The sequence below is a fragment of the Mycoplasma sp. 2704 genome, assembly GCF_034863285.1.
In the GTDB taxonomy this organism is placed as follows: domain Bacteria; phylum Bacillota_I; class Bacilli_A; order Mycoplasmatales; family Metamycoplasmataceae; genus Mycoplasmopsis.
In genome coordinates, this window is sequence record NZ_JAYFFD010000002.1 from 34,370 (window position 1) to 55,521 (window position 21,152).

The 21,152-nt window shown below is 29.3% G+C and carries 17 protein-coding genes; 12 read left to right on the top strand and 5 right to left on the bottom strand.

The features are described from left to right. The first annotated feature begins 21 nt into the window (after positions 1-21). The 12 genes from VBM90_RS00880 to VBM90_RS00935 all read left to right on the top strand — a co-directional run bounded on the left by VBM90_RS00880 (position 22) and on the right by VBM90_RS00935 (position 16,262). Positions 22-267, top strand: coding sequence for a YneF family protein (locus tag VBM90_RS00880; RefSeq protein ID WP_323176517.1), 246 nt, complete (start codon positions 22-24; stop codon positions 265-267). A gap of 207 nt (positions 268-474) precedes the next feature. Beyond that, positions 475-2,046 carry a potassium transporter TrkG gene (locus VBM90_RS00885; RefSeq protein ID WP_323176594.1) on the top strand — a complete coding sequence of 524 codons (1,572 nt, stop codon included), beginning with the start codon at positions 475-477 and terminating at the stop codon, positions 2,044-2,046. 14 nt (positions 2,047-2,060) lie between these two features. Beyond that, positions 2,061-2,738 (top strand): potassium channel family protein, encoded by a 678-nt coding sequence (locus VBM90_RS00890; protein WP_257088853.1) that lies wholly within the window; start codon positions 2,061-2,063, stop codon positions 2,736-2,738. 311 nt (positions 2,739-3,049) lie between these two features. After that, positions 3,050-5,455: a P68 family surface lipoprotein gene (locus VBM90_RS00895; RefSeq protein ID WP_323176518.1), complete on the top strand. Its 2,406-nt coding sequence runs from the start codon at positions 3,050-3,052 to the stop codon at positions 5,453-5,455. Between the two features lie 88 nt (positions 5,456-5,543). Next, entirely contained in the window at positions 5,544-6,959 is a 1,416-nt protein-coding gene (locus tag VBM90_RS00900) for a thermonuclease family protein (protein WP_323176519.1), read from the top strand. 70 nt (positions 6,960-7,029) lie between these two features. Next, positions 7,030-9,108: an ATP-binding cassette domain-containing protein gene (locus VBM90_RS00905; RefSeq protein WP_323176520.1), complete on the top strand. Its 2,079-nt coding sequence runs from the start codon at positions 7,030-7,032 to the stop codon at positions 9,106-9,108. Further along, a complete protein-coding gene (locus VBM90_RS00910) occupies positions 9,092-10,159 on the top strand; it encodes a sugar ABC transporter permease (RefSeq protein ID WP_323176521.1) in 1,068 nt (355 codons plus the stop codon). Before VBM90_RS00905 ends, VBM90_RS00910 begins: the two co-directional genes overlap by 17 nt. Then, the gene (locus VBM90_RS00915) at positions 10,116-11,105 is read left to right on the top strand and encodes a carbohydrate ABC transporter permease (protein ID WP_323176522.1); all 990 of its coding nucleotides are present in this window, start codon (positions 10,116-10,118) and stop codon (positions 11,103-11,105) included. Before VBM90_RS00910 ends, VBM90_RS00915 begins: the two co-directional genes overlap by 44 nt. Positions 11,106-11,108: 3 nt before the next feature. After that, positions 11,109-11,381 carry a hypothetical protein gene (locus VBM90_RS00920; protein ID WP_257088842.1) on the top strand — a complete coding sequence of 91 codons (273 nt, stop codon included), beginning with the start codon at positions 11,109-11,111 and terminating at the stop codon, positions 11,379-11,381. A gap of 6 nt (positions 11,382-11,387) precedes the next feature. Continuing rightward, positions 11,388-13,430 carry a hypothetical protein gene (locus tag VBM90_RS00925; RefSeq protein WP_323176523.1) on the top strand — a complete coding sequence of 681 codons (2,043 nt, stop codon included), beginning with the start codon at positions 11,388-11,390 and terminating at the stop codon, positions 13,428-13,430. Between the two features lie 175 nt (positions 13,431-13,605). Next, positions 13,606-15,411 carry a hypothetical protein gene (locus VBM90_RS00930; protein ID WP_323176524.1) on the top strand — a complete coding sequence of 602 codons (1,806 nt, stop codon included), beginning with the start codon at positions 13,606-13,608 and terminating at the stop codon, positions 15,409-15,411. A gap of 107 nt (positions 15,412-15,518) precedes the next feature. Then, positions 15,519-16,262 (top strand): hypothetical protein, encoded by a 744-nt coding sequence (locus tag VBM90_RS00935; RefSeq protein ID WP_323176525.1) that lies wholly within the window; start codon positions 15,519-15,521, stop codon positions 16,260-16,262. Positions 16,263-16,303: 41 nt separating this feature from the next. Here the strand turns inward: VBM90_RS00935 and VBM90_RS00940 are convergent, their stop codons facing one another. The 5 genes from VBM90_RS00940 to gap all read right to left on the bottom strand — a co-directional run bounded on the left by VBM90_RS00940 (position 16,304) and on the right by gap (position 21,001). Then, positions 16,304-17,074, bottom strand: a complete 771-nt coding sequence (locus VBM90_RS00940) for a hypothetical protein (protein WP_323176526.1) — start codon at positions 17,072-17,074, stop codon at positions 16,304-16,306. 75 nt (positions 17,075-17,149) lie between these two features. Beyond that, on the bottom strand, positions 17,150-18,505 hold the full coding sequence (gene asnS, locus VBM90_RS00945; protein ID WP_323176527.1) for an asparagine--tRNA ligase: 1,356 nt from the start codon (positions 18,503-18,505) through the stop codon (positions 17,150-17,152). A 13-nt stretch (positions 18,506-18,518) separates the two neighbouring features. Then, complete coding sequence (locus VBM90_RS00950) at positions 18,519-18,980, bottom strand: YhcH/YjgK/YiaL family protein (protein ID WP_323176528.1); 462 nt, start codon at positions 18,978-18,980, stop codon at positions 18,519-18,521. A 154-nt stretch (positions 18,981-19,134) separates the two neighbouring features. Beyond that, on the bottom strand, positions 19,135-19,905 hold the full coding sequence (locus VBM90_RS00955; protein WP_323176529.1) for a hypothetical protein: 771 nt from the start codon (positions 19,903-19,905) through the stop codon (positions 19,135-19,137). Positions 19,906-19,999: 94 nt separating this feature from the next. Beyond that, positions 20,000-21,001 carry a type I glyceraldehyde-3-phosphate dehydrogenase gene (gap, locus tag VBM90_RS00960; RefSeq protein ID WP_323176595.1) on the bottom strand — a complete coding sequence of 334 codons (1,002 nt, stop codon included), beginning with the start codon at positions 20,999-21,001 and terminating at the stop codon, positions 20,000-20,002. Positions 21,002-21,152: the final 151 nt, after the last annotated feature.

Genomic DNA, 21,152 nt, shown 5'->3' on the forward strand with positions numbered 1-21,152 from the left:
ATTTATTTTAAGGAGATAATTATGGTTGAAATGTCAACTGGAGCATTCGTTGGGATGATGATAGCTGTTATAATTTTCGTAGTTGTTGCAGCTGCTTTAGTAACATTCTTTATTGCTAAGAGAATGTTTGAAAAACAACTTAGAGAAAACCCACCTATTAATGAAAAAATGATTAGAATAATGTTCAAACAAATGGGTAGAACAGCATCAGAAACACAAATTCGTCAAATTATGAAATCAATGAATGCTGAAAAAAATAAAAAATAATTTAATAAATTCATTTTAATAATGAATTTTTTTAATTTAATATAATTAAATTACATTTAATAATGTAAGTTTGGAGGAATTTTGAGTAGGACTTCTTATGGTATCAAGTTAAGGATTCGGAACTCGAAATTAGCAAAATCAATTAGAAAGTTTTGATATTGAAAAAATAACATATCAAAACTTAAGTATTTATTATTTATTTACTTATTGATTATTCTAGTTTCCAGTTTGATTTTATTCTCGCCAATAGCACAAAATCCTGAAGCTGCACGTGTTAAATATATTGATGCATTTTTCACAACAGCTAGTGCATTTAGTGATACTGGTCTAGTAACTGTCGATACATTTAGCCAGTGAAATGATTTAGGTCAAGCAATTATTGCTATCTTGATTTTAGCTGGTGGAATCGGTATTTTTGCACTTAAGTTTTTTGTTATTAACTACTTATTTGGTAAAAAAACATCCACCCTTGCTGAAATTAAAATTATGCAAACTGAACGGGGTGTATCTGATGTAACACAGACTACAAAAGTAATTATTTCATCAGTTAAATTTATTTTTATCTGTATTTGTTTATTCAGTGTTATTCTTACATTTTATTTTTATTTTGCAACACCTAAGCATACAGAAGGAATGAAACAAATTTTAACTGATGGTTCATTCAAAAATCCTCAAGGTAATTTTGTTCTTTCATTAAAATATGGAATTTTCCATACTATATCAGCTATTAATAATGCTGGTTTCGATATTATGTCAAGCTCCTCACTTATGCCGTATTATCAAAATTACTTCTTACAAATTTGCTTTATTATCTTACTTATTATTGGTGGATTAGGTTATCCAGCACTTCATGACATTGTGTCTTATATCAAAGGCAAACTTAGAAGAAAGGATACACAATTTAAATTTTCAATATTCACCAAAGTTTCACTTACAACTTATGTAATTGTATTTTTAATTGGATTTGGAATTTCCTTAGGATTTGAACTTTCATCTTCAAATCCATATTCGTTGTGAAACCAATATCACTTACCTGTGGGTGTTGGTAATGAAACTCACAAAGCTTACATTGAATGATTCTCAAAAGGTGCAAATGTCCAAGATTTAGAATTAGAAAAATTCTCAAATCTTAAGCAATACATTGAAAAAGGTCAATTATACGGAAATACATTTGATAAATTCTTTGCAGTATTCTTCACATCTCTTTCAACAAGAAGTGCTGGATTTGCTACTGTAAATATGAAACATTTTACACACGGTTCAACCTTTGTGTTTATCTTTATGATGATAATTGGTTCAGCTCCTGCATCAACTGGTGGAGGTATAAGAACCACAACTTTAGCTCTTATAATTCTAGGTCTATATAGAATTTTATTTGGTAGACCGAGAGTTAGAGTGTTCAAGAGAGCTATCAACCAAGACACTGTTAATATGTCTGCAAAAATATTAACAATTGCAACAATTATTATTCTTATTGCTTCAATGATTCTATTCAGTTCATTCCAAGATTATGGTGGAAAAATCGAAAATGCATTCTTGCAAGATCCTAATGAAGGATTCTCGATGGAGAATTTAATTTTCGAAGTAGCAAGTGCCTTTGGAACAACTGGTTTATCATCAGGAATTACAAAAAACTTAAATATAGTTTCAAAATTAACATTAATTATTGTAATGTTCATTGGGCAATTTGGAATTAGTTCAACACTTAATGTTTGAAAACGTAAAAAAGATTTTAGTCGTACCTATGAATATGTTGAAGCTGACATTATCATTGGTTAATGATTGGAGAAAATATGAAACTCAAATATGAAAATGAAATAGTAGTTATCGGAACAGGAAGATTCGGTCAAGCTGTTATCGATCAATTAATTAAACTTAAAAAAGACGTTGTTATTTTAGATAAAGATGATGAAAATGCGAAACTTTATGCAGATGAAGTTGACAAAATTATCATTGGTGATGCAGCTGATACAAGAACACTTCAAGCTATTGGTATTGACCAAATGGAAACCGTTGTTGTTGCTGTATCAGACAACATCGAAATTGTTGCTGCACTTTTAGAACTTAAAGTAAAAAACATTATTGCAAGAGCATCTACAAAACGTCATGCAAGAGTTTTAAAGCAAATTGGAGTTAACGTTATTATTCGTCCTGAGTTTGAATCAGGTACAAGAACAGCATTAATTGCAGCTAACAAAAACTTTATTAGATATAGTGAAACACTTCAAGAAATTGGAGGAAACTTTGTTGTTGGTTCAACAAAAATTAAGAACCAAAACTTATTTAACAAACAAGTTAAGGAAATTGGTTTAAATGAAAAGAGTATCACTATTGTTTTAATTCAATCAGCTGATAAGGTTTTTAAACTTGCAACAGGTGATGTTACATTACATAAAGATGACAATATTACAATCATCGGTGAGATAGGTGATGTAACAACTGCGCTTGAATGATTTAATAAAGTAGACTAAAATTTCAATTCCACGTGTAAGTTATCCACATGTGGAATTATTTTTTTCTTAATTTTTCACAAAATGTGAAAAAAATAAGTAATTTTTGAAAATATTTATAAATAAATTTATTTATTTATTTATAATAAATACGAAATCTAATATACAGAAATTAAATTGACTTTTTTTCAATTTTAGAAATTAGAAATTTCCACATTCATATTCGTAAAAAATATTTGTGTATATTGATTTCTAATAGAATCTCATAACAAAAATATCTAAACAAAACAATTTAAATTTATTCAAATTTTTATTTCAATATAGGAGATAAAATGACAAAATTCAAAAAATTATTAATTAACGGAGCAGCTTTATTAGCTCTTACAGCTCCAGTTATTTCAATCTCTTGTGGTAAAGAAGGTGGTGTAAGCGCATCTGGTGAAACATTTACTCAAGAAGAAAAAAATGGATCAGAAATTAATGGTTCAACATTAGGTGACAGAATTTTAAACAATGAAACACCTAACATGTCATCGACTGAACCTTACACAATTACAGTTGGTGACAAAATTCTTATTGGTCACACATTCTCAGATGGTGGTGTTCAACAAAAAGCTTTAGCAGCTTTAGTTGAAAAATACAATACAGAAGTTGCACCAAAACTTAAAGGTTCATTACCAGTAGGACTAAAACGTTTAGGTTCAGGATACTCAGCTGGTAAAGATATTGTTACAAAAGGTCTTTCATCAAGACAAAACTCAGACTTTATGAACCTTATCTTAAACTATAGTACAGTTGCTTCAGAGTTAGCAAAAGCAAAAATGCTTTTAAGTTTTAATGATAACTTAAAATCAGCAAGTACAGATTTATCACAATTCTCAGAAAAATTCATTACTTCTAACTTCCAAACAGAACATATTGATTTACCATCAACATGAATTTTACCTGCGTTTAAATCAACAACAATTTTCTCAATTAACGCACCGGTTCTTTCATACATTCTTGATACTTTAGTAGAAAAAGGCATGGTAGTTGCAGAAGATTTCCAAGAAGAATACAACAACATTAAAGCAAAAGGTCAAGGAGACCGTGAAGGTGTTAAGAAAATCTGAGGAGAACCTGTTGCAAACGTTGAAACAATTGTTAACGAATACAAAGGAACAGGTGGTAATGTTAAGAAATTAAGTAAAGCAATCTTTAACTCATATGCTGAATTACTTGATTTTGCAGCTATGGCACAAAAATTATTTGTAAACTCAGCTGCAACAAATTCAACATTACACGTATTTGGAGTAGACGACTATACAGCTTTATACAACCAAGCTTTATATAGTGCTTTACTTAAAGAACAAGTTGATGCAGCTAAATCAGCTGGAACAACATTAACTCAAGAAGATGCCCTTAAACAAGCTTCAGCAGCAATGATTGAATCAGTATCAAGAAATGGTGGAAAATTATCTATCAACTATGATGTTCTTAAAAAACAAAGTACAACAGCTTATGTAAAAACACAAGAAATCTTTAACAAAACAAAAGCTGCTATTGAAACAGGAGGATTAAAAATCTATCCTGGTGGTCAATATTCATCAAATGACCAAACAAAACACTACATGGCGTTTTCAATCGGTTCAACTGCTGGATATTCACACAACTATGTTTCAGGTGAATCATCAAATTTAATTAACAGTCTTAACAAAGGTGCATCATTAAAAATCGATGAAAAAGGAAGCTCATTAAAACTTTCTAAAAACAAGAGCACTCCAGGATTAGTTTTATTATCAAAATTAGAATCTGGAAAATTAGCATTCGGAAGTTACAACAATGCAATTCACAGTGCATCAGAAGCAACATTCCCTGATGGTAAAAATGCTAATTATGAACTTCAATTTGTTAATGCAGCTGAAGAAACAACATTTACTAGTGCATTAACAGATGAAGCATTACCAAAAGCATCATTAATTATAATTAACAAAGATGGTAGCGACCAAATTATTGAAAAAGCTAAAGCACAAAACGTTCCAGTTGCTGAATTGAAAAAGAAAAATGGCACAAAATACTATGGTATTTTACTTTTAGATTCAGTTGATAACAAATCACTTAAAAGCACTGACGAAGCTCTTGTTGCTAAATTAACTGCAATGGGATACACAATTAAAGTGGCTACAGCTCTTGAATTATTAGGTAAAGAGGAATTAATTTCTCAACCAGTACCACTTAGATGAACTTCTGAAGATCCATATAATGTTGTTTATGTACAAGGACCATCAATGATCGGTGTTCATACAACTGAAGCAGGTGATCTTGCAACAAAATTATTTGTAAACTGATTAATGACATCAGAAACCACATATGAAAGATTCACAATTCAAGGTAACGGTGGAGCAGAAGAAGTTATTGCTGAAAACTTAACACCACGTGACATGTTCCAAAGTGCTATGGGATACATTCTTCCTTACAAAGGATTTGAAAAGAATACAGATTTCCCTACAAAAGGAAAACTTAACCCATACTTAAAAACAGCATTCGAATTATTCTCAAACGTTGCTAAGTCAACAGATGCAGATGAAGTTCCTTATGTAACATTTGAAGAACCAGGATCAATTTTTGCTGATTCATTCAGAAGTGGAGTTCAAGGAGCATGAGACTCATTACAAGCAGGAATCGATTCAAACAAAGCAGATTCTTCACATGCAAAACCAACATTTGAGGACTTTATTAGAAACGCTACAGTTAAATAACAAAAATTCTCATACATTAAAAAAACAAATGAAAATATAGTTTTAATTATGTTAAAACTATATTTTTGCTTTTAAATTAAGGAGAAACATGAAGCTAAAAAATAAATTAATACCTTTAGTATTAGGTTCAGTATTATCATTAACACCAATTGCAATGAGTGTTTCATGTGGTTACGACAATAAAGCTACTGTTGTTAAAGTTCGAGAGGGTACTAACATAGTGGATGTAGAAGTAGGTGGTCCTGTTCTAACTTCTTTAAAATTTGAAAAAAATAAATTTACTAAAACAGCACAAGTTGTTCCGGCAATTGAATCTATAGATTCAAGAGTTGAATTCGCTAAAGCTGTTGATTCTATTAAAGATGTTATTGGTGCTGATCTTAATAATGAGATGACTTCTGGTTTCAGCATTAACCCTGAAATAGTTGCACAATCACAATATTTAATTCCTTCTAATTCAGCTGTATCATATGAAGAGTCATTCATTAATAAAGAATATACATACTTTATTAATGATATAAATGCAGGTAAAAAATATGAAGTTATTGTAAAAATAGATAAAAAAAATCCATATTCAATGGGATTAAATACAAAAAGTGATTATTTCAAACAAGATTTACCAAATAGAGAAACTTTATTACAAAATATGACATCTATTCCTGTATTAATTAACTTTAATTTCGAAGTTTCAATTAAATTAGATGGTCAATTATGAAAAGTGCCTAAATTTAGCACTGTTGCACAAGCTAGCGGTTTAAACGTTTCTTCTACAATTACGCCTAAATTCTCTGATTTCGAAGTAAAACCATCTTATACAAAAATGAAAAAATTATCTATTGATTGAAACAATAAACTCATTGATATGAACTCATTTAGAGCTAAAGTTATTAGCGTATCAGATGGTGATACAGCAACTGTTGTAGCATTAGAAGACAAGAAAATGATTAACACTTCTATAACAAAAGGATCAAAATACACAATTAGATATTCAGGAATTGACACACCAGAAAAAGCTGTATCAAGTACTTTATCATGTCCATTCGAATATGGATTTGCATTATTATCATCAAAATTTGGAAAACAAATCTTATTTAATGATGATCCAAATTCAGAATTCTATAATGTTAAAAATGAAGTTAAAATCGGATTCACATCTGGTTCTGACTCATATGGTAGATTAACTGCAGATATATTCTTTGGTGAGGATTTTGGATATTCATATAACGCAGAGATTACAAGAGAAGGATTAACATTACCATATGATTCATTCGCTAACTGAAAAGCAAATTACAATGAACCAAAAACTTCTCCAAACTACGTAAACAGCATTTATCCAGAAATTGCATTAGCATTTAACCATGCTCGTGAAAACAAATTAGGATTTTTCCACTACTTTGAACAGGCAGAACAAATTGAAAAATATGTTTATATAGCAAAAAGAAATAGTAAATGACAAGCATTTGAGGAACTTTACAAAATCTTACAAAAAAATAATGAGGCTTAGAATTAATAAAATTAACAATATTGATTTAAGCAATTTTAGTTTTTAAATTTTCTTATTAAGAAAGGATAAAATGAAACAAAAAGAAAATACAACATTTTCATCAGCTCACGAAGCAGATATTCGTAAAATTAATCAATATGTTTCAGAATTAGAAGCAACTGATGTTGATTCTATTCCTGCTATTGAATTAAAAAACTTAAACATTGACTTCGGTGAAACATTAGCTGTTGATAATGTTAGTTTTAGAATTCCAGAAGGAAAATTAGTTACATTACTTGGTCCATCTGGTTCAGGTAAAACAACAACTCTTAATGCTATTGCAGGTTTATTAACAGTTACATCAGGAAAAATTCTTTTCAGAGGTAAAGATGTTACTGACTTCACACCTCAAAACAGAAAAATTGGGTTTGTTTTCCAAAACTATGCTTTATACCCACACATGAGTGTTTACCACAATATTGCATTCCCATTAAGAAATGACTCAGAATGACAAAGAAAATTCTATTTAGAAAAAGAAGAAGCTAAAAATGGAATTCGTTCTATTTACTTAAGAAAATTAGGAGCTTCTGAAGCAGAAATTGAACACTTAAATAAAGCATTCAAAAACTATAAATTAGTTAAAACTGAAATTTCACGTCAAGTTAGTGAAGCATACTCAAGAATCAGTAACAAACTTGAAAAAGCACACACTGATTATTCAGTTTCAGTAGTTCACGAAAATGCAGAAATTTCAGTATTAACAAAGAATGTTATTAAAACTAACAAAAAAACAAAACAAGATTCAGCGACAAAAATCCAAGACATTAAATACAAGTTCGCTCATGATAAAGCTAATGGGTTAATTAATGAAAATGAATTAAAACAATCAGAATTCTTAGCTTCATATGACAAGAGCATTCTTAAATTCTCAAAACCAAAATCAGAAGAAGAGTATCAAGAAAGAATTAATAGTTTACAAGATTTCACAGCTGAGTTAGTTCAACTTGATTTAAGTGAATTAGTCTTAAAAGACAGAATAGCAATTATTAAATTAGAACAAAAAGCTATTAAATTATTAACTCGTTACAAATTCTTATTAAAACAAAAAGAAATCATTGCTAGATACCAAGTAGAAAAAGCAGAAAAAAAAGCTGCATACTTAGACGCTAAAGCAGAATACAACAAAACAATGAAAGAAGATGAAGAATACTTAGGATTAGTTTCTGATGAAAAGAGATTACCAAAAGTAGCTGAAGAACACTTCTACAGTATTGTTGAAGAACTTGAAGACAAATATTCTGTTAAAGAAGCAATGAAAAGAGAAAGAAAAACTATTGGTTTTGCTTTATTATCAGATGAAGACAGAGAACAAATTAGAGAATTATCTAAGAAAGTTATCAGTCTTAAAAAAGCTATTCACAACGAAGTTATGGAAGTTGCTAAACGTGTAGAAATCGTTCACATCTTACAAAAGAAACCTACTCGTTTATCAGGAGGTCAACAACAACGTGTTTCTATTGCACGTGCTATTGTTAAAAAACCTCAAATTCTTTTAATGGACGAGCCACTTTCAAACTTAGATGCTAAATTACGTATCTCAACTCGTCAATGAATTAGAGAAATCCAACAATCATTAGGTATTACAACAGTTTTCGTTACACACGACCAAGAGGAAGCTATGTCTATTTCAGACATTATCGTATGTATGTCAACTGCTAGAGTTCAACAAATGGGTACACCAATGGAACTTTACTCAAAACCAAGAAACCAATTCGTTGCAAGATTCCTTGGTATGCCAGAAATGGGATTATTCAAATCAGAAGTTAAAGATGGTGTAGTTACAATGGCTGACGTAAAACTTCCAGAAATCAAACTTCACGACAATAAAGACAACATCACATTAAACATTGGTGTTCGTTCAGAAGATTTCATTATTAAATCAAAAGAACAAGGTTCTATGTTCAAAGGTAAAGTAGTAGTGGTAGAAAACTTCGGAAAAGAAAGTAAATTAGTTGTTTTAGTTGAAGGAGTAGGAAGAATTAACTTCTTATTAGACAACAACTACTCATTTGCTAAAAATGATGAAATTTACTTCGATGTACCATTGAAGAAATTACACATTTTCGATGCTTTATCTGAAGAGAGAATAGAATATGATATCAAGAAATAAGTTTCATAGTTTTATACAAGAAAATTTTCCTTTCTTGTTTAATTGATCTATAAAAAAACAAGCGAAAAGAAAATCTACTTTATCACACACAATTTTAGATAAGAAAACACCGTTTTGAATTCCGATGTTATTCTTATTACCAGGTGTTATATTGTTATCATTATTCACAATTACACCTTTATTCATTAATATTTATGAATCATTAACAACAGAAACAGGATCATTAACAGGACAAAACTATGCAAGTGTTTTCACAAACCAATACTTTGCTGTTGGGGTTAGAAACTCATTTATCTATGGTTTATTTGTTCTTCCATTTGTTATGATGATTGCCTTAGTAGTATCATCAGTTATTGCTAAGCTTTACAGAAAGTGAGCTAGAGGATTTTGACAAACAGTATTCTTCATGCCTTATGTTACAAATGCCGTTGCTGTTTCTTTAGCATTCATTCAATTATTCAGTACATATGGACTTGTTAACCAATTAATCGGAAAAAATATTCCATGATTAACAACAGGTGATCCTTACACATTCAATGCTCTTGTAGCTATGATTATTAATGGTATTTGAAGTGGTCTTGCTTTCAATATCTTAATCTTCACAACAGCTATGTTGGGTGTTGATAAAAACTTATACCGTTCAGCATCAATTGATGGAACAGGTGAAGTTAAACAATTTTTCGCAATTACATTACCATCAATTAAAAGTACAATTAACTTCTTAATTACATTAGGAATTATTGGTGGTCTTAAAGTATTCCCATTAGCATTATTTGAAAACAAACCAAATAACGCTTTAAACAACGGGGGTTCATCTCTTATGATGTTCGTGTACTACGCTACATCTACAGGGGACAGACGTTTAGCCGGAGCAGCAAGTATCTCGCTATTCGTGATCGGGGTAATATTCTCATCAATGATCCGTGGAGGATTCTTCTTGATGCAGTTAACATTAAATAACTTAGGAGAAAGAAATGTTTGAGTTAAAGTTATGAATACACAAGCGCATGATGCAAAAGAAATTGCGCAAAAATCAAGAGAAGTCAGCTAGTCAAGTTAAAGAGACTTCATTTTCAAAAGTTCTTACCTCATCAGCATTAAAATTATTCTTACTTGCATTATTTGGAGTTATTATCCTATTCCCATTCTTCTACATGATCTCAATTTCATTAATGAACGATGGTGAATCTCAATCATTAAAACAACAATTTAAATTCTTACCTTCATTTGCAGAAGGAAAAACATACATAGAAGGGCACCTTGTTATTGCTTCATGATCTGAAGTTGTAGCTAACACTTATAAGAGAGCATTCTCAACAGGTTATGGTAAGGCCTTTGTATTCACAATGTTCAACGTTATTATTTCAGTTGTACTTAAAGTCTTTGTTACATTCTTAATGGGTTATGCATTCTCACTAAGAAACTGACGTGGAAAAGGACTTGTGTGATTTATTGCCCTTGCTTTACTTGTGTTACCAGAAGTTGCCTTATTATCAGGACAATACTTAATTGTTCTTAAAACAAAACTTTACAAAACTTACATTACATTCTTATTAGCAGTTGCGTTCCCATTCACAGCAAGTATTTTCAATACAGTTATGTATAAAAATGCTTTCGAAGCAATCCCCGGAAGAATTAAAGAAGTTTCACTTGTTGATGGTGCTGGAGGAATGAAATACTTATTCAAAGTTGCATTCCCAATGGTTATGCCAACAACATTAACAATCGTTATTCTTACATCTCTTGCTTCATGAAACTCATACTTATGGCCAGCTCTTATTTCTACAATTGGTGGTCAAGACTTACAAGTTATGTCAGTGTGATTATTCAAAGCCGGATTCGATCCAAGTGATCCAGAATCAGGAGCAAACACAATGCAAAACGTTAAATTAGCTGCATCACTTCTTTCAATTATTCCTGTGTTCTTATTCTTCTTAATCTTTAGAAAACGTATTATGGCATCAATCAGTAGACAAGGTTCAACAATTAAAGGATAGTATATGAAAAACGTTAGAACAAAAGTTGTTATTTGAGCAATATTAACAGTGGTTGCATTAGTTGCAATTATTGGTTTATCAATTTTAATTAATAATGTTCAATCATTACTTGATATTAAAAAAACTACCTTAGATGCTAAAATTTTACAATCATATCAATACACAAAAGCTTATTCAATAGGAGGTTTAGCATTTTCATGCTTATTATTCTTGATGGGTTCAGTCATAACATATGCTGGAATTAAATCTTGAAGATATTCTGAAATGCTAGGATAGTTATTTATGAAAAAATTATTCTCTAAAAAAGCTTTCCCATTTTTACTAGGAACAGCTGCAGTTGTAACAATGCCACTTACAGCAGTCTCATGTTTATATGAAGATGATGTTACTGTAAAATTTGCTAAAAACTATGATGTCAATAACTCATTTGTAAAAAGAACACAAGAGAGAAGTAAAGATGCTGATGTTATAGCTAAATTTAAAGAATGAGAACAAAAACCTGCTTTAATTCAATTATTTAAAGAACTTGATAACAGTAATGTTATGACTTATACATTCACATACTGAGATTTCTTATTCAAAAATTCATTCGATATTAAAAACGATGATGTAAAAATTGTTGCTGATAAGTTATATACAATTAGCGAAAACCACAAATCAATTTCAGTAGATGAAAAAGTATTTTCAGAAACATTAAAAGATGCAAATAATGATGCAAAAGATAAGGCACGTACATTAGTTGGTAGTGTTGCAACATTACTTAATGACTATTACGCTTCAAAAGATACAAACACAAAACACCCTACTGAAAAAGTTGAAGATTTCGAAAAAGTTGCAATTCAAAAATTAGCTGCTAAAGAGTTAGAAGCTGCTGGTTATTCAGAAAAACAAATTGCAATCATTTCAAAAATTGATTCATTAATGAAAGTTGTTTTCTTCAACGAAGATCCTGCCAAATTCATTTCATTAGAAGATGTTAAAGAAGCTCTTAAAATTTACTTTAAAAATTCTCCATTTATGGATGCTATTATTGAAGATGAAACAAGAGATTCAAATAACAGAATTCTTAAACAAAATGCAGCTGATAGAAGTTACACAATCAATTTCTCAGTAGTTAACAAAACTAATTCAGGTATTTCTTCATCACTTTTCCAATCATTCTTTAAAACAATTCAAGGTTCATTATTAAACTTTGATTATGATTCAACAATTTCTAAAGAACGTGATATGGTTTCTAATATTGTTAACTTATTAATACAAAAATCGCAATCATTCACAATTAAAAGAGATAAAGATGGAAACATTATGACTCAATCATTAATGGGAGTTGGAGGAGGATTTTCACCTTTATACTTCATTGATGGATTAAACCCAGATACAAATGAACCATCAGATGATTTCAAAATCTTCAAACAAATTTCAATTGATAACATTAATAAGATAACATCTCATAATATTACAGAGTTCAATCAAACAGCTCTTACACCTGAAGAGGCATCTGAATTTAGTGGTGACCCACTTAAATTCTTCCAAACACACAAATATTTAGCTTGATTTGGTACAGAACCTCTTACAGCATATGGATACTTCACATCATTACAAGGACAATACCAAAATGCTAGAATGAAATTAGAAGCATCAACAACTAAAGCCAAAGATAGAGAAACATTCCAAAAGTATCTTGATCACTGTCAACCAATTTATGACCAAATGATGATGGATATTGCAAGATTAAAAGAAATTGAGCTTCAAAAAATTGCTTTATTAAAAGCAAATAATGGTGTTGAAAATGATGAAACTAAAGCTATTGATAAAGAAATTGATGCAATCATGACTCATCAATACAAGTTACCTAGAAGAGCAACAAACTTAGAAGCAACAATAGATGTAACTTTACAAGAAGGTTATGAACAATCATTCAAAAAGTTATTACAAGGAAAAGCTAAAGTTGGTACAAACGTTCAATCATTTGCAGAATTATTTGCAAAAATTGGATTTACATTAGGTATCACAAACATCCAAGTAATTCGTGGAAATTCACCAGAACTTGCAAATAGTTACTGATTAGAATTCCAAAATAGAAAAACAGGTGAATGATACTTCTTAGATGTATTTAAACTTTACACAGAATTCTATTACACAAGCAATGAATATGTAAATGAAGGTGAAGGGGAAAATGCAACTAAGAAATTAGTTAACAGTATTGGTTCAAGAAAAGATATTTCAAACTTATCAGTTGAATACATTAATAGTCAAATTCAAACTTCATTACCAACAGGATACACAGTATCAGCTGAGTATCTTCCATATGCAAATATTAAATAAGAATTCAAAAAAGTTGAAAAACAAAGGCAAAATCTTAAAAAGGTTTTGCTTTTTTAATTTTCACAAAATGTGAAAAAAATTAATTAAATTTGAATTTAACCTTAACAAATTTCGTAAATTTATTACAATTAAAAGTATGTAAAGTTCATATTAAATTAAGTTAAGGAGGCACAATATGCAAACTAAATTTAAATTACTTTTAACTTCACTTATTTCAATACCAACAGTTGCCACTGTCGCTGTTTCATGCAAGTCAACAGAATCAGATAAACCAGCAACTCCAGTTGATGGACAAAACCCATCTAATCCAGAACAACCTAAACCATCATTATCAGTTCAACCTCTCAGTGTTTCAGTTTCATTAGATAATACAAAAGAAACATTAACAAACTATGTAGAATCATTAGATCAAAACAACACAAAAGAAGTTGAATTTGATTTAACATTAGATGATGATGGTAATGTTTTTGTTAAAAAAGGAACTGTTAAAGAATTTGTTTTTAGATTCGACAGAAGAAAACATGACTTATACAGAAATGAAACGGATGCTAACAATAAAAGATTAAGAACAAAGAAAATTAGATGTAGATTTAACAAAAAGGATAAAAAGGTTACTCTTCGTTTCTGAGATAAACTACACAACAAAGGTGGAGAACAAGTCTTCTTATTTGGAGAAGAAACAACTACAACTCCAGCAGAACAACCAACTACTCCAACAAATAACCCAGGTACTCAAAATCCTCCTGTAGAACCAACAAATCCACAACCAAACAATCTTAATCCAGGAAATGAGAATCCTAACCCTCAACCTGATCCTGAAACTCAACCAGAACCTGTTAATCCAGAAGAACCTGAAGGATACATTATTAATAGCGAAAAAAGAACAGTATATGTTAGACCACCTTTTGGAGCACAATTTAAACTTAAAAATGACAATACATACTTCACAACAATTTTCGCCCACTTAGACTCTCCAGGTGTTGCTAAAAATGCTAAAGATGAACAATCAATAAATACAGACTACTTCAATATTAAAACAGCAAATGGTAAACCAAAATCAGCAGGAGCTCAAGAAGTTTCTGAATTTTTAGGATTACCAAATGTAGCAAGACATTTTGAATCAATTTCACAAGATAATAGTTTTGTTATTTTTGGTGGTGATACAAACATTAGTGCTGATTTCTTCAGTATTCAAAATCTTTATCCAGAAAGCTATAAATTTACAATTACTAATTTAGGCGAAGCTGACGATAAGACTCACTACACATCATTAGGTAGAACAAATGGTGTATATTCACAACCATATGATAAAATGTTCTTTAAGAACAAAAATAAACAATATTTAGAAACATTGACACAAGTTAATACGCCTGAATTAGCATTTAAATTTGATATTTGAAGTTCATTTAGAAACAATGTGCTTGCACCTGAAGATATGAACTTAAATTACTACACAAGTAATAAACCTAAAGAACCAATTAGAGCTAGATTATCAGATCATGCCCCTGTATGAACTGATGTTAAAGTTAAAAATAATGTTACTTTACCACATTCAAACCATTCTATAGATTTACATAGAAAAGATGCTAACGCACTTCGTATAGCTCACTGAAATGTGTTAAACTATGGAACATCTGATGATTATGAAACATTCCTAAGTACCAGAGATTTCAAATATATAGCAATCTCAAAAATTATTAAAGCATTAGGATTTGACATAGTTGGTTTAACTGAAATTAACTACGACAGGGCAGATAAAGTTCAAGCTATATTAGATGAATTAAATAAAGATGGTTCAAATTGAAAAATGATTGCTCAAGATAGAGAAGAGGCAGTATATCCCCAAGATAGTAAATGAGCTAAATATGACTCACAAAAAGAGCAAGTTGTAATTATCTATGATGCAAATATCTTTGATCCTACAAGTTTTAAAAACAACAAAATTGGAGATTCATTCAAAGCTGAAATTCCATTAATATAATGATTATATAAATTTGAAAAATAGCTAGATTAATCTAGTTATTTTTATTTTAATTTTAATAATGTAAAATTATTAAAATAAATATCATTAAACCAAAAGGGGGTCTTATGTCAAGTGTATTTTTTTGATTAGCAGTTGCATTTAGCAGTACAGGACTATTGCTGTTTGCATCTATTGCTATTATTTATGGAAACTTCATTAATCATACAAAAATGAATGCAGTACATTTTCAAAATAATGAAAAATTCTTTAATTCTTACAAAATTGATGAAAGAATGAATAAATATTGAAACTTTCATTACATTATGTTAATTATTTTAATTTCGCTGCAATTTATTTTTAATGTATTTGCAATTTGTCTTGCATCAGTATATTTTTTAAAAGATTTTTTAGGAACAAATACTGACAAAGGTATTACTAGAATAACAAACTTACTTATTATCATTGCTTTAATCTTAATGAACGGATACTTCTCATATTTATTATTTAAAAACTTCATTGTAGTAGCTCGTGTATGACATAAAACAATGAGAGGTTGAGAAATTATTGATATAACAGAAGAACATAAAGATCTTGCAGATTATTTCTATTCAAAAATTTCAACTAAAGAATTTCCTAAAAAAATGAAATTAGACAAATTAATAATCAAAAACAGAGCAACAACACTCTCATATAGACTTCCAAATTTCACAAAATTATATAAAAACGCAATATTACCTAAATGATTTAAAGAGGGTAAGGTTCTATACTATGCATTATTTGACACTCAATATGTAAATGTTGATTCAATGCATGTTGATGATACAAATGTTATAGAATCACTTTACCAATTAATTAAAAAGTTTTATTAATTAAAAAAATCAACTAGAATTTTTATCTAGTTGATTTTCATTTACTTTTGATTTAATTCTTTTCAAGTTTTAACATATGAATCATTTTCATTAACTAAAAATTCTTCGATATCTTCAAAATTAAATACAAAATATGTAATATCGCTGTAAGTTTCTTTGTTTCATTTTCACAATTTAGGAGCAAACAACTCTCTTGCACCTTTGACAGCTAATCCTATAACACCATTATTCATAAATTTATTGAAGTCGCTATTTGCGCCAATATTTTTAAGTTCAAAGTCGGTTGAGCTTCCATTATTGTCATATGCTTTAGTGAATAGTTTTGCATTTTCTTTTCATTGTATTTTGCTATTTTTAATTTGTTTAAGTAATTTAACAAATTTTTCATATTGTATAGAATACATAACAATATGAAAAATGAACATTAATGTGATTATTATGCAGCTGCATGCTATTATTAATGTATATAAAACAGATGTATCAAGTGAATCACTAATACTTAATTCTCTAGCTGAATATACTATATCCATAATAGAAAAGACAAGTGAGATAAAAATTCAAGCAGAAAGCATAACAAATGGTATAGTGATATATTTAAAAATCTTTTTAGCTCCATCTAAATACTTTTTATTCACAACTTTATTTTCTTCACTTCATTTTTGAATTTGTACTTGTTTATATGAATTTGTTAATCTTACAGTTTTTTGAATGAAAGAATGTGCAAAAGTTAGTATTACAATTAAAATTGCAAAAAATACGGCTAAGATGAGTAAGTGAGCTCCAATTGGCAAATCGTTAAATATTAATTTCATTAAACTCCTTTATTTAATTATTATATTATTTACACGTCTTTTTTAAAATAAAAACACTCATAAAGAGTGTTTAAATTACATTTTGATGCTTCCGTTTGATCTTGGGTATGGAATTGTTTCTCTAATGTTTTCTGTACCAGTGACATACATAACTAATCTTTCAAATCCAATTCCAAATCCTGAAGTTAACATATGCCCAAATCTACGTAAGTCTAAGTATCATTGTAAGTCTTCTTGGTCAATGCCTAATTCTTTTACACGTGTAACTAATTTATCATAATCAGATTCACGTTCAGAACCACCAATCATTTCTCCTACACCAGGTACTAATAAATCAAATGCAGCAACTGTTTTATTATCTTCGTTTTGTTTCATATAGAATGCTTTGAAATCTTTAGGGAAGTTAATTACTGCAACAGGCCCTTTATAAAGTTTATCTGTTAAGTATTTTTCGTGTTCTGAAGCTAAATCTAAACCGAAGTAAATATCCTTGTTTTCAAATGTATCTGCAACTTTTTTAAGTTCTTCTATTGCTTCTTTATAATCGATGATTTTTAAAGGTGTTTCAACAAAGTGTTCTAATCTTTTGATTAAACCATTGTTTGTTACTTTATCTAAATATTCAATTTCAGTTTTGTTTTTAGCTAATGTGTTTCTTACAACAACTTTAAGCATATCGTCTGCTAAATGAATAACATCTGATAAGTTGTAGAATGCAACTTCAGGTTCAATCATTCAGAATTCTGCTAAGTGTCTTTTTGTGTTTGAGTTTTCTGCTCTAAATGTAGGTGCAAAAGTATAAATTTTGTTCATTCCAACTGCGTAACTTTCACCGTGTAATTGTCCAGTAACACCTAATGTAGCTTTCTTAGATTTTCCAAAGAATGGATCTTTTGATTCGTTATCTGAAACTATAAAAGTTTCTCCAGCTCCCTCCCCATCGTTACTTGTAATAATTGGAGAAGCCATTAAGAAGAATTCTTTTGAAATAAAGTACTTGTGAATTTCGTGAGCTAATGTTGATCTAACAAGCATAATTGCTTTAATTAAGTTTGTTCTGTGTCTTAAGTGTGGAATTTCTCTTAATGTTTCAAGGTTGATTTCTTGGTTTTGAATTGGATAATCTTCATCAACTTTTTTTACTGTAACTTCTGTAGCTACTAATTCAATTGGTTGAGGTGCATTTGGAGTTGCATGCAATGAACCTTTAATAATGATTGCTGAACCAGGTTTAGTTTGGTCTAATAAGTCAAAATCAAAAGCTTCGCCTTTGAAGACAACTTGCAAGTTTGAAATAGTTGAACCATCGTTTACTTCGATGAAACGAATTTTTTTGTTTCCTCTGTTTGATGAAACTCACCCTTTAATAGTTACATCAGTTCAACCGTCAAAAAACTCAGGTCTTAATAATATTTTTTTAATTGAGTACATAAATTTCTCCTAATTAATTATTGGTCTTAATTTTAATTATTATCTTGTCTTTTGGACTATTTTTGTCTAATAAATCAAACATATGTGTCTCATTCTCAAAGAAAAGAACAAACTCATTTTTGTTTAACATTAATTTATTATCGTATGAATTCATTTGAACGAATTTAACATCATTATCTTTATTTTCATTCAAAATTTCATTGTTTATATTATTTGGATTTAAATCATAATAAACAATTTCTTTTCTATCAAGTAAATTAATATGAATATCAATAGTGCTATTATGAATTTCACCAAATAAATGGTTATAAAATGGTGTGTAATTAAGTTTCACTATTCTAATATTTTCATCAATATTAGTTACACCATATGGTAAATTATCAAAATCATATGAATTAATTAAATTCATGGCTTTACTTAAACTACTATTGCCGTAATCATATTTACCTGCGTTGACAAACTTGTCATATATCATTTAACCCTCCTAATAATATAATATTTTAATATTATATTATTTTTTACAACTTATGAACTTAAAGAAAATAAAAAGTGTTTTCAGTTAACTTGATAATAAGAAAAACTAGTTTTAAGCTAGCGAGCAAGCTTTAAAAGTAGTTTTATAGTTTAATTTATAAGAAATTTTGAGTTTCAAATAATGCTCTATATACTTTAACATAAACTTGCTTATCTTCTGATTTGAGCCAATCTCCAATTGAATCGAAGTTTAATAAAAAGTATGATAATTTTTCAATGTCAGCTCTGTTTTTCATTTTTCTTGAAACTATATTAATAGGGAAAATTGAACTAAATGATTTGGCTTTACCATAGAACACAATAGGTTTTCAAATAATTAATCTAGGGTTTTTATCATTAAATTTGAATAAGTTTATGTCAGACATTTGTGGTTCAGTTAATTCAACTCCTTCAAACATTTCTACATTAGGACTAAATCTAACTTTCTTAGCTTTCTTGAATTCATCATTTAACCTTTTCTTGAACACAAAAAAGTAAGGAATAATAAACAATGAAAAGAATTGTAAATAACTAATTGGTATAACAACTATCGGGGATAATGTTTTATATGTTTCATTAAAACGATCATTGCCAGGTAGTAAAAATAGTTCTAAAAATAAAACAACATATAAAGCTACATGAACGAAAAATAGCACTATTGCAGGAATAATAACCTTGTTTTGGATAGTTTTCAATAGATAATCTTTACCTTCAAGATATTTTATGTTTACCACTTTGTTTTGTTTATTTCAAGTTTTAAGTTGTTCAATTTTTGCATTAGTTAATTTTAGAAGTGATTTGTAGAATAAAAGACCAGATTTTTCGAAAATAACAAATCAACCTAAGATAACTTGAATTATAGAAATTGCGATTAATGTAAAAGGCATATTTTTTCCTTAATATGATTAATATATCATTAATTATATTAAGTTTTTGAGATGAGTAACAAAAAACACAGCTGTATAGCTGTGCCATTGATTATTATAATTTAGCGAAGTGTTCTACTGTTCTAACTAATTGTGAAACGTATGACATTTCGTTGTCATATCATGAAATAACTTTGTAAAGTCTTCCATTTTCTGTTTCTAAAACGTCTGTTAATTGAGCATCAAAGATTGAACCATATGTAGCACCAACGATATCTGAAGATACTAATGGAGCTTCTGTATATAATAATGTTTCACTTGCTGCTGCTTTAACAGCTGCGTTTAATTCTTCAACTGTTGGTTGTTTGTCTAAAACAACTGTTAAGTCAACTACTGAACCTGTAATTGTAGGAACTCTAAGAGCTGAACCACTTAAAACACCTGTAGCTTCTGGAACTACTAATCCGATAGCTTTTGCTGCTCCTGTAGATGTAGGAACAATGTTTTGTGCTGCTGCACGTGCTCTTCTTAAGTCTTTGTGAGGAGCATCTTGTAATCTTTGGTCAGCTGTGTAAGCGTGAACTGTTGTCATGAAACCACTTTTAATTCCAAAGTTGTCAACTAAAACTTTAACAACTGGAGCTAAACAGTTTGTTGTACATGAAGCAGCTGAGATTAATTTGTCTTCGCTTGTTAAGATGTTGTGGTTTACGTTGTAAACGATTGTTTTAACATCTTTATCTGATGGAGCTGAAACAACAACTTTTTTAGCACCTGCTTTTAAGTGTTTTTCTGCACCTTCACGTTTTGTGAAGAATCCTGTTGATTCAACAACAAGGTCAATTCCTAATTCTGCTCAAGGTAAGTTTTCAGGGTCTCTTTCTGATAAAACTTTAATTTCATTTCCATTAACAACAATAGCACCTTCTTTAACTTCAACATCAACTGGTAATGTGTGGTATGCTGTATCGTATTTTAATAAGTGAGCTAATGTAGCTGGATCTGTTAAGTCGTTAACAGCAACAACTTGCATATCTTTTGAGTTTGTTTGTAATAATCTACGTAAGAATAATCTTCCGATTCTTCCAAATCCGTTAATAGCAACTTTTTTCATAATTTTGCTTCCTTTCTATATCTAAACTAAACTTTTGATAATTTATAAAGCTATTTATAAATTGCTTATATATTATACTTTTTTTAAAAAAGTGTATTTATTTAATTTTGTAAATTAAATATTAGCTTTTTATCTTTGTGCAGCTTATGAATTA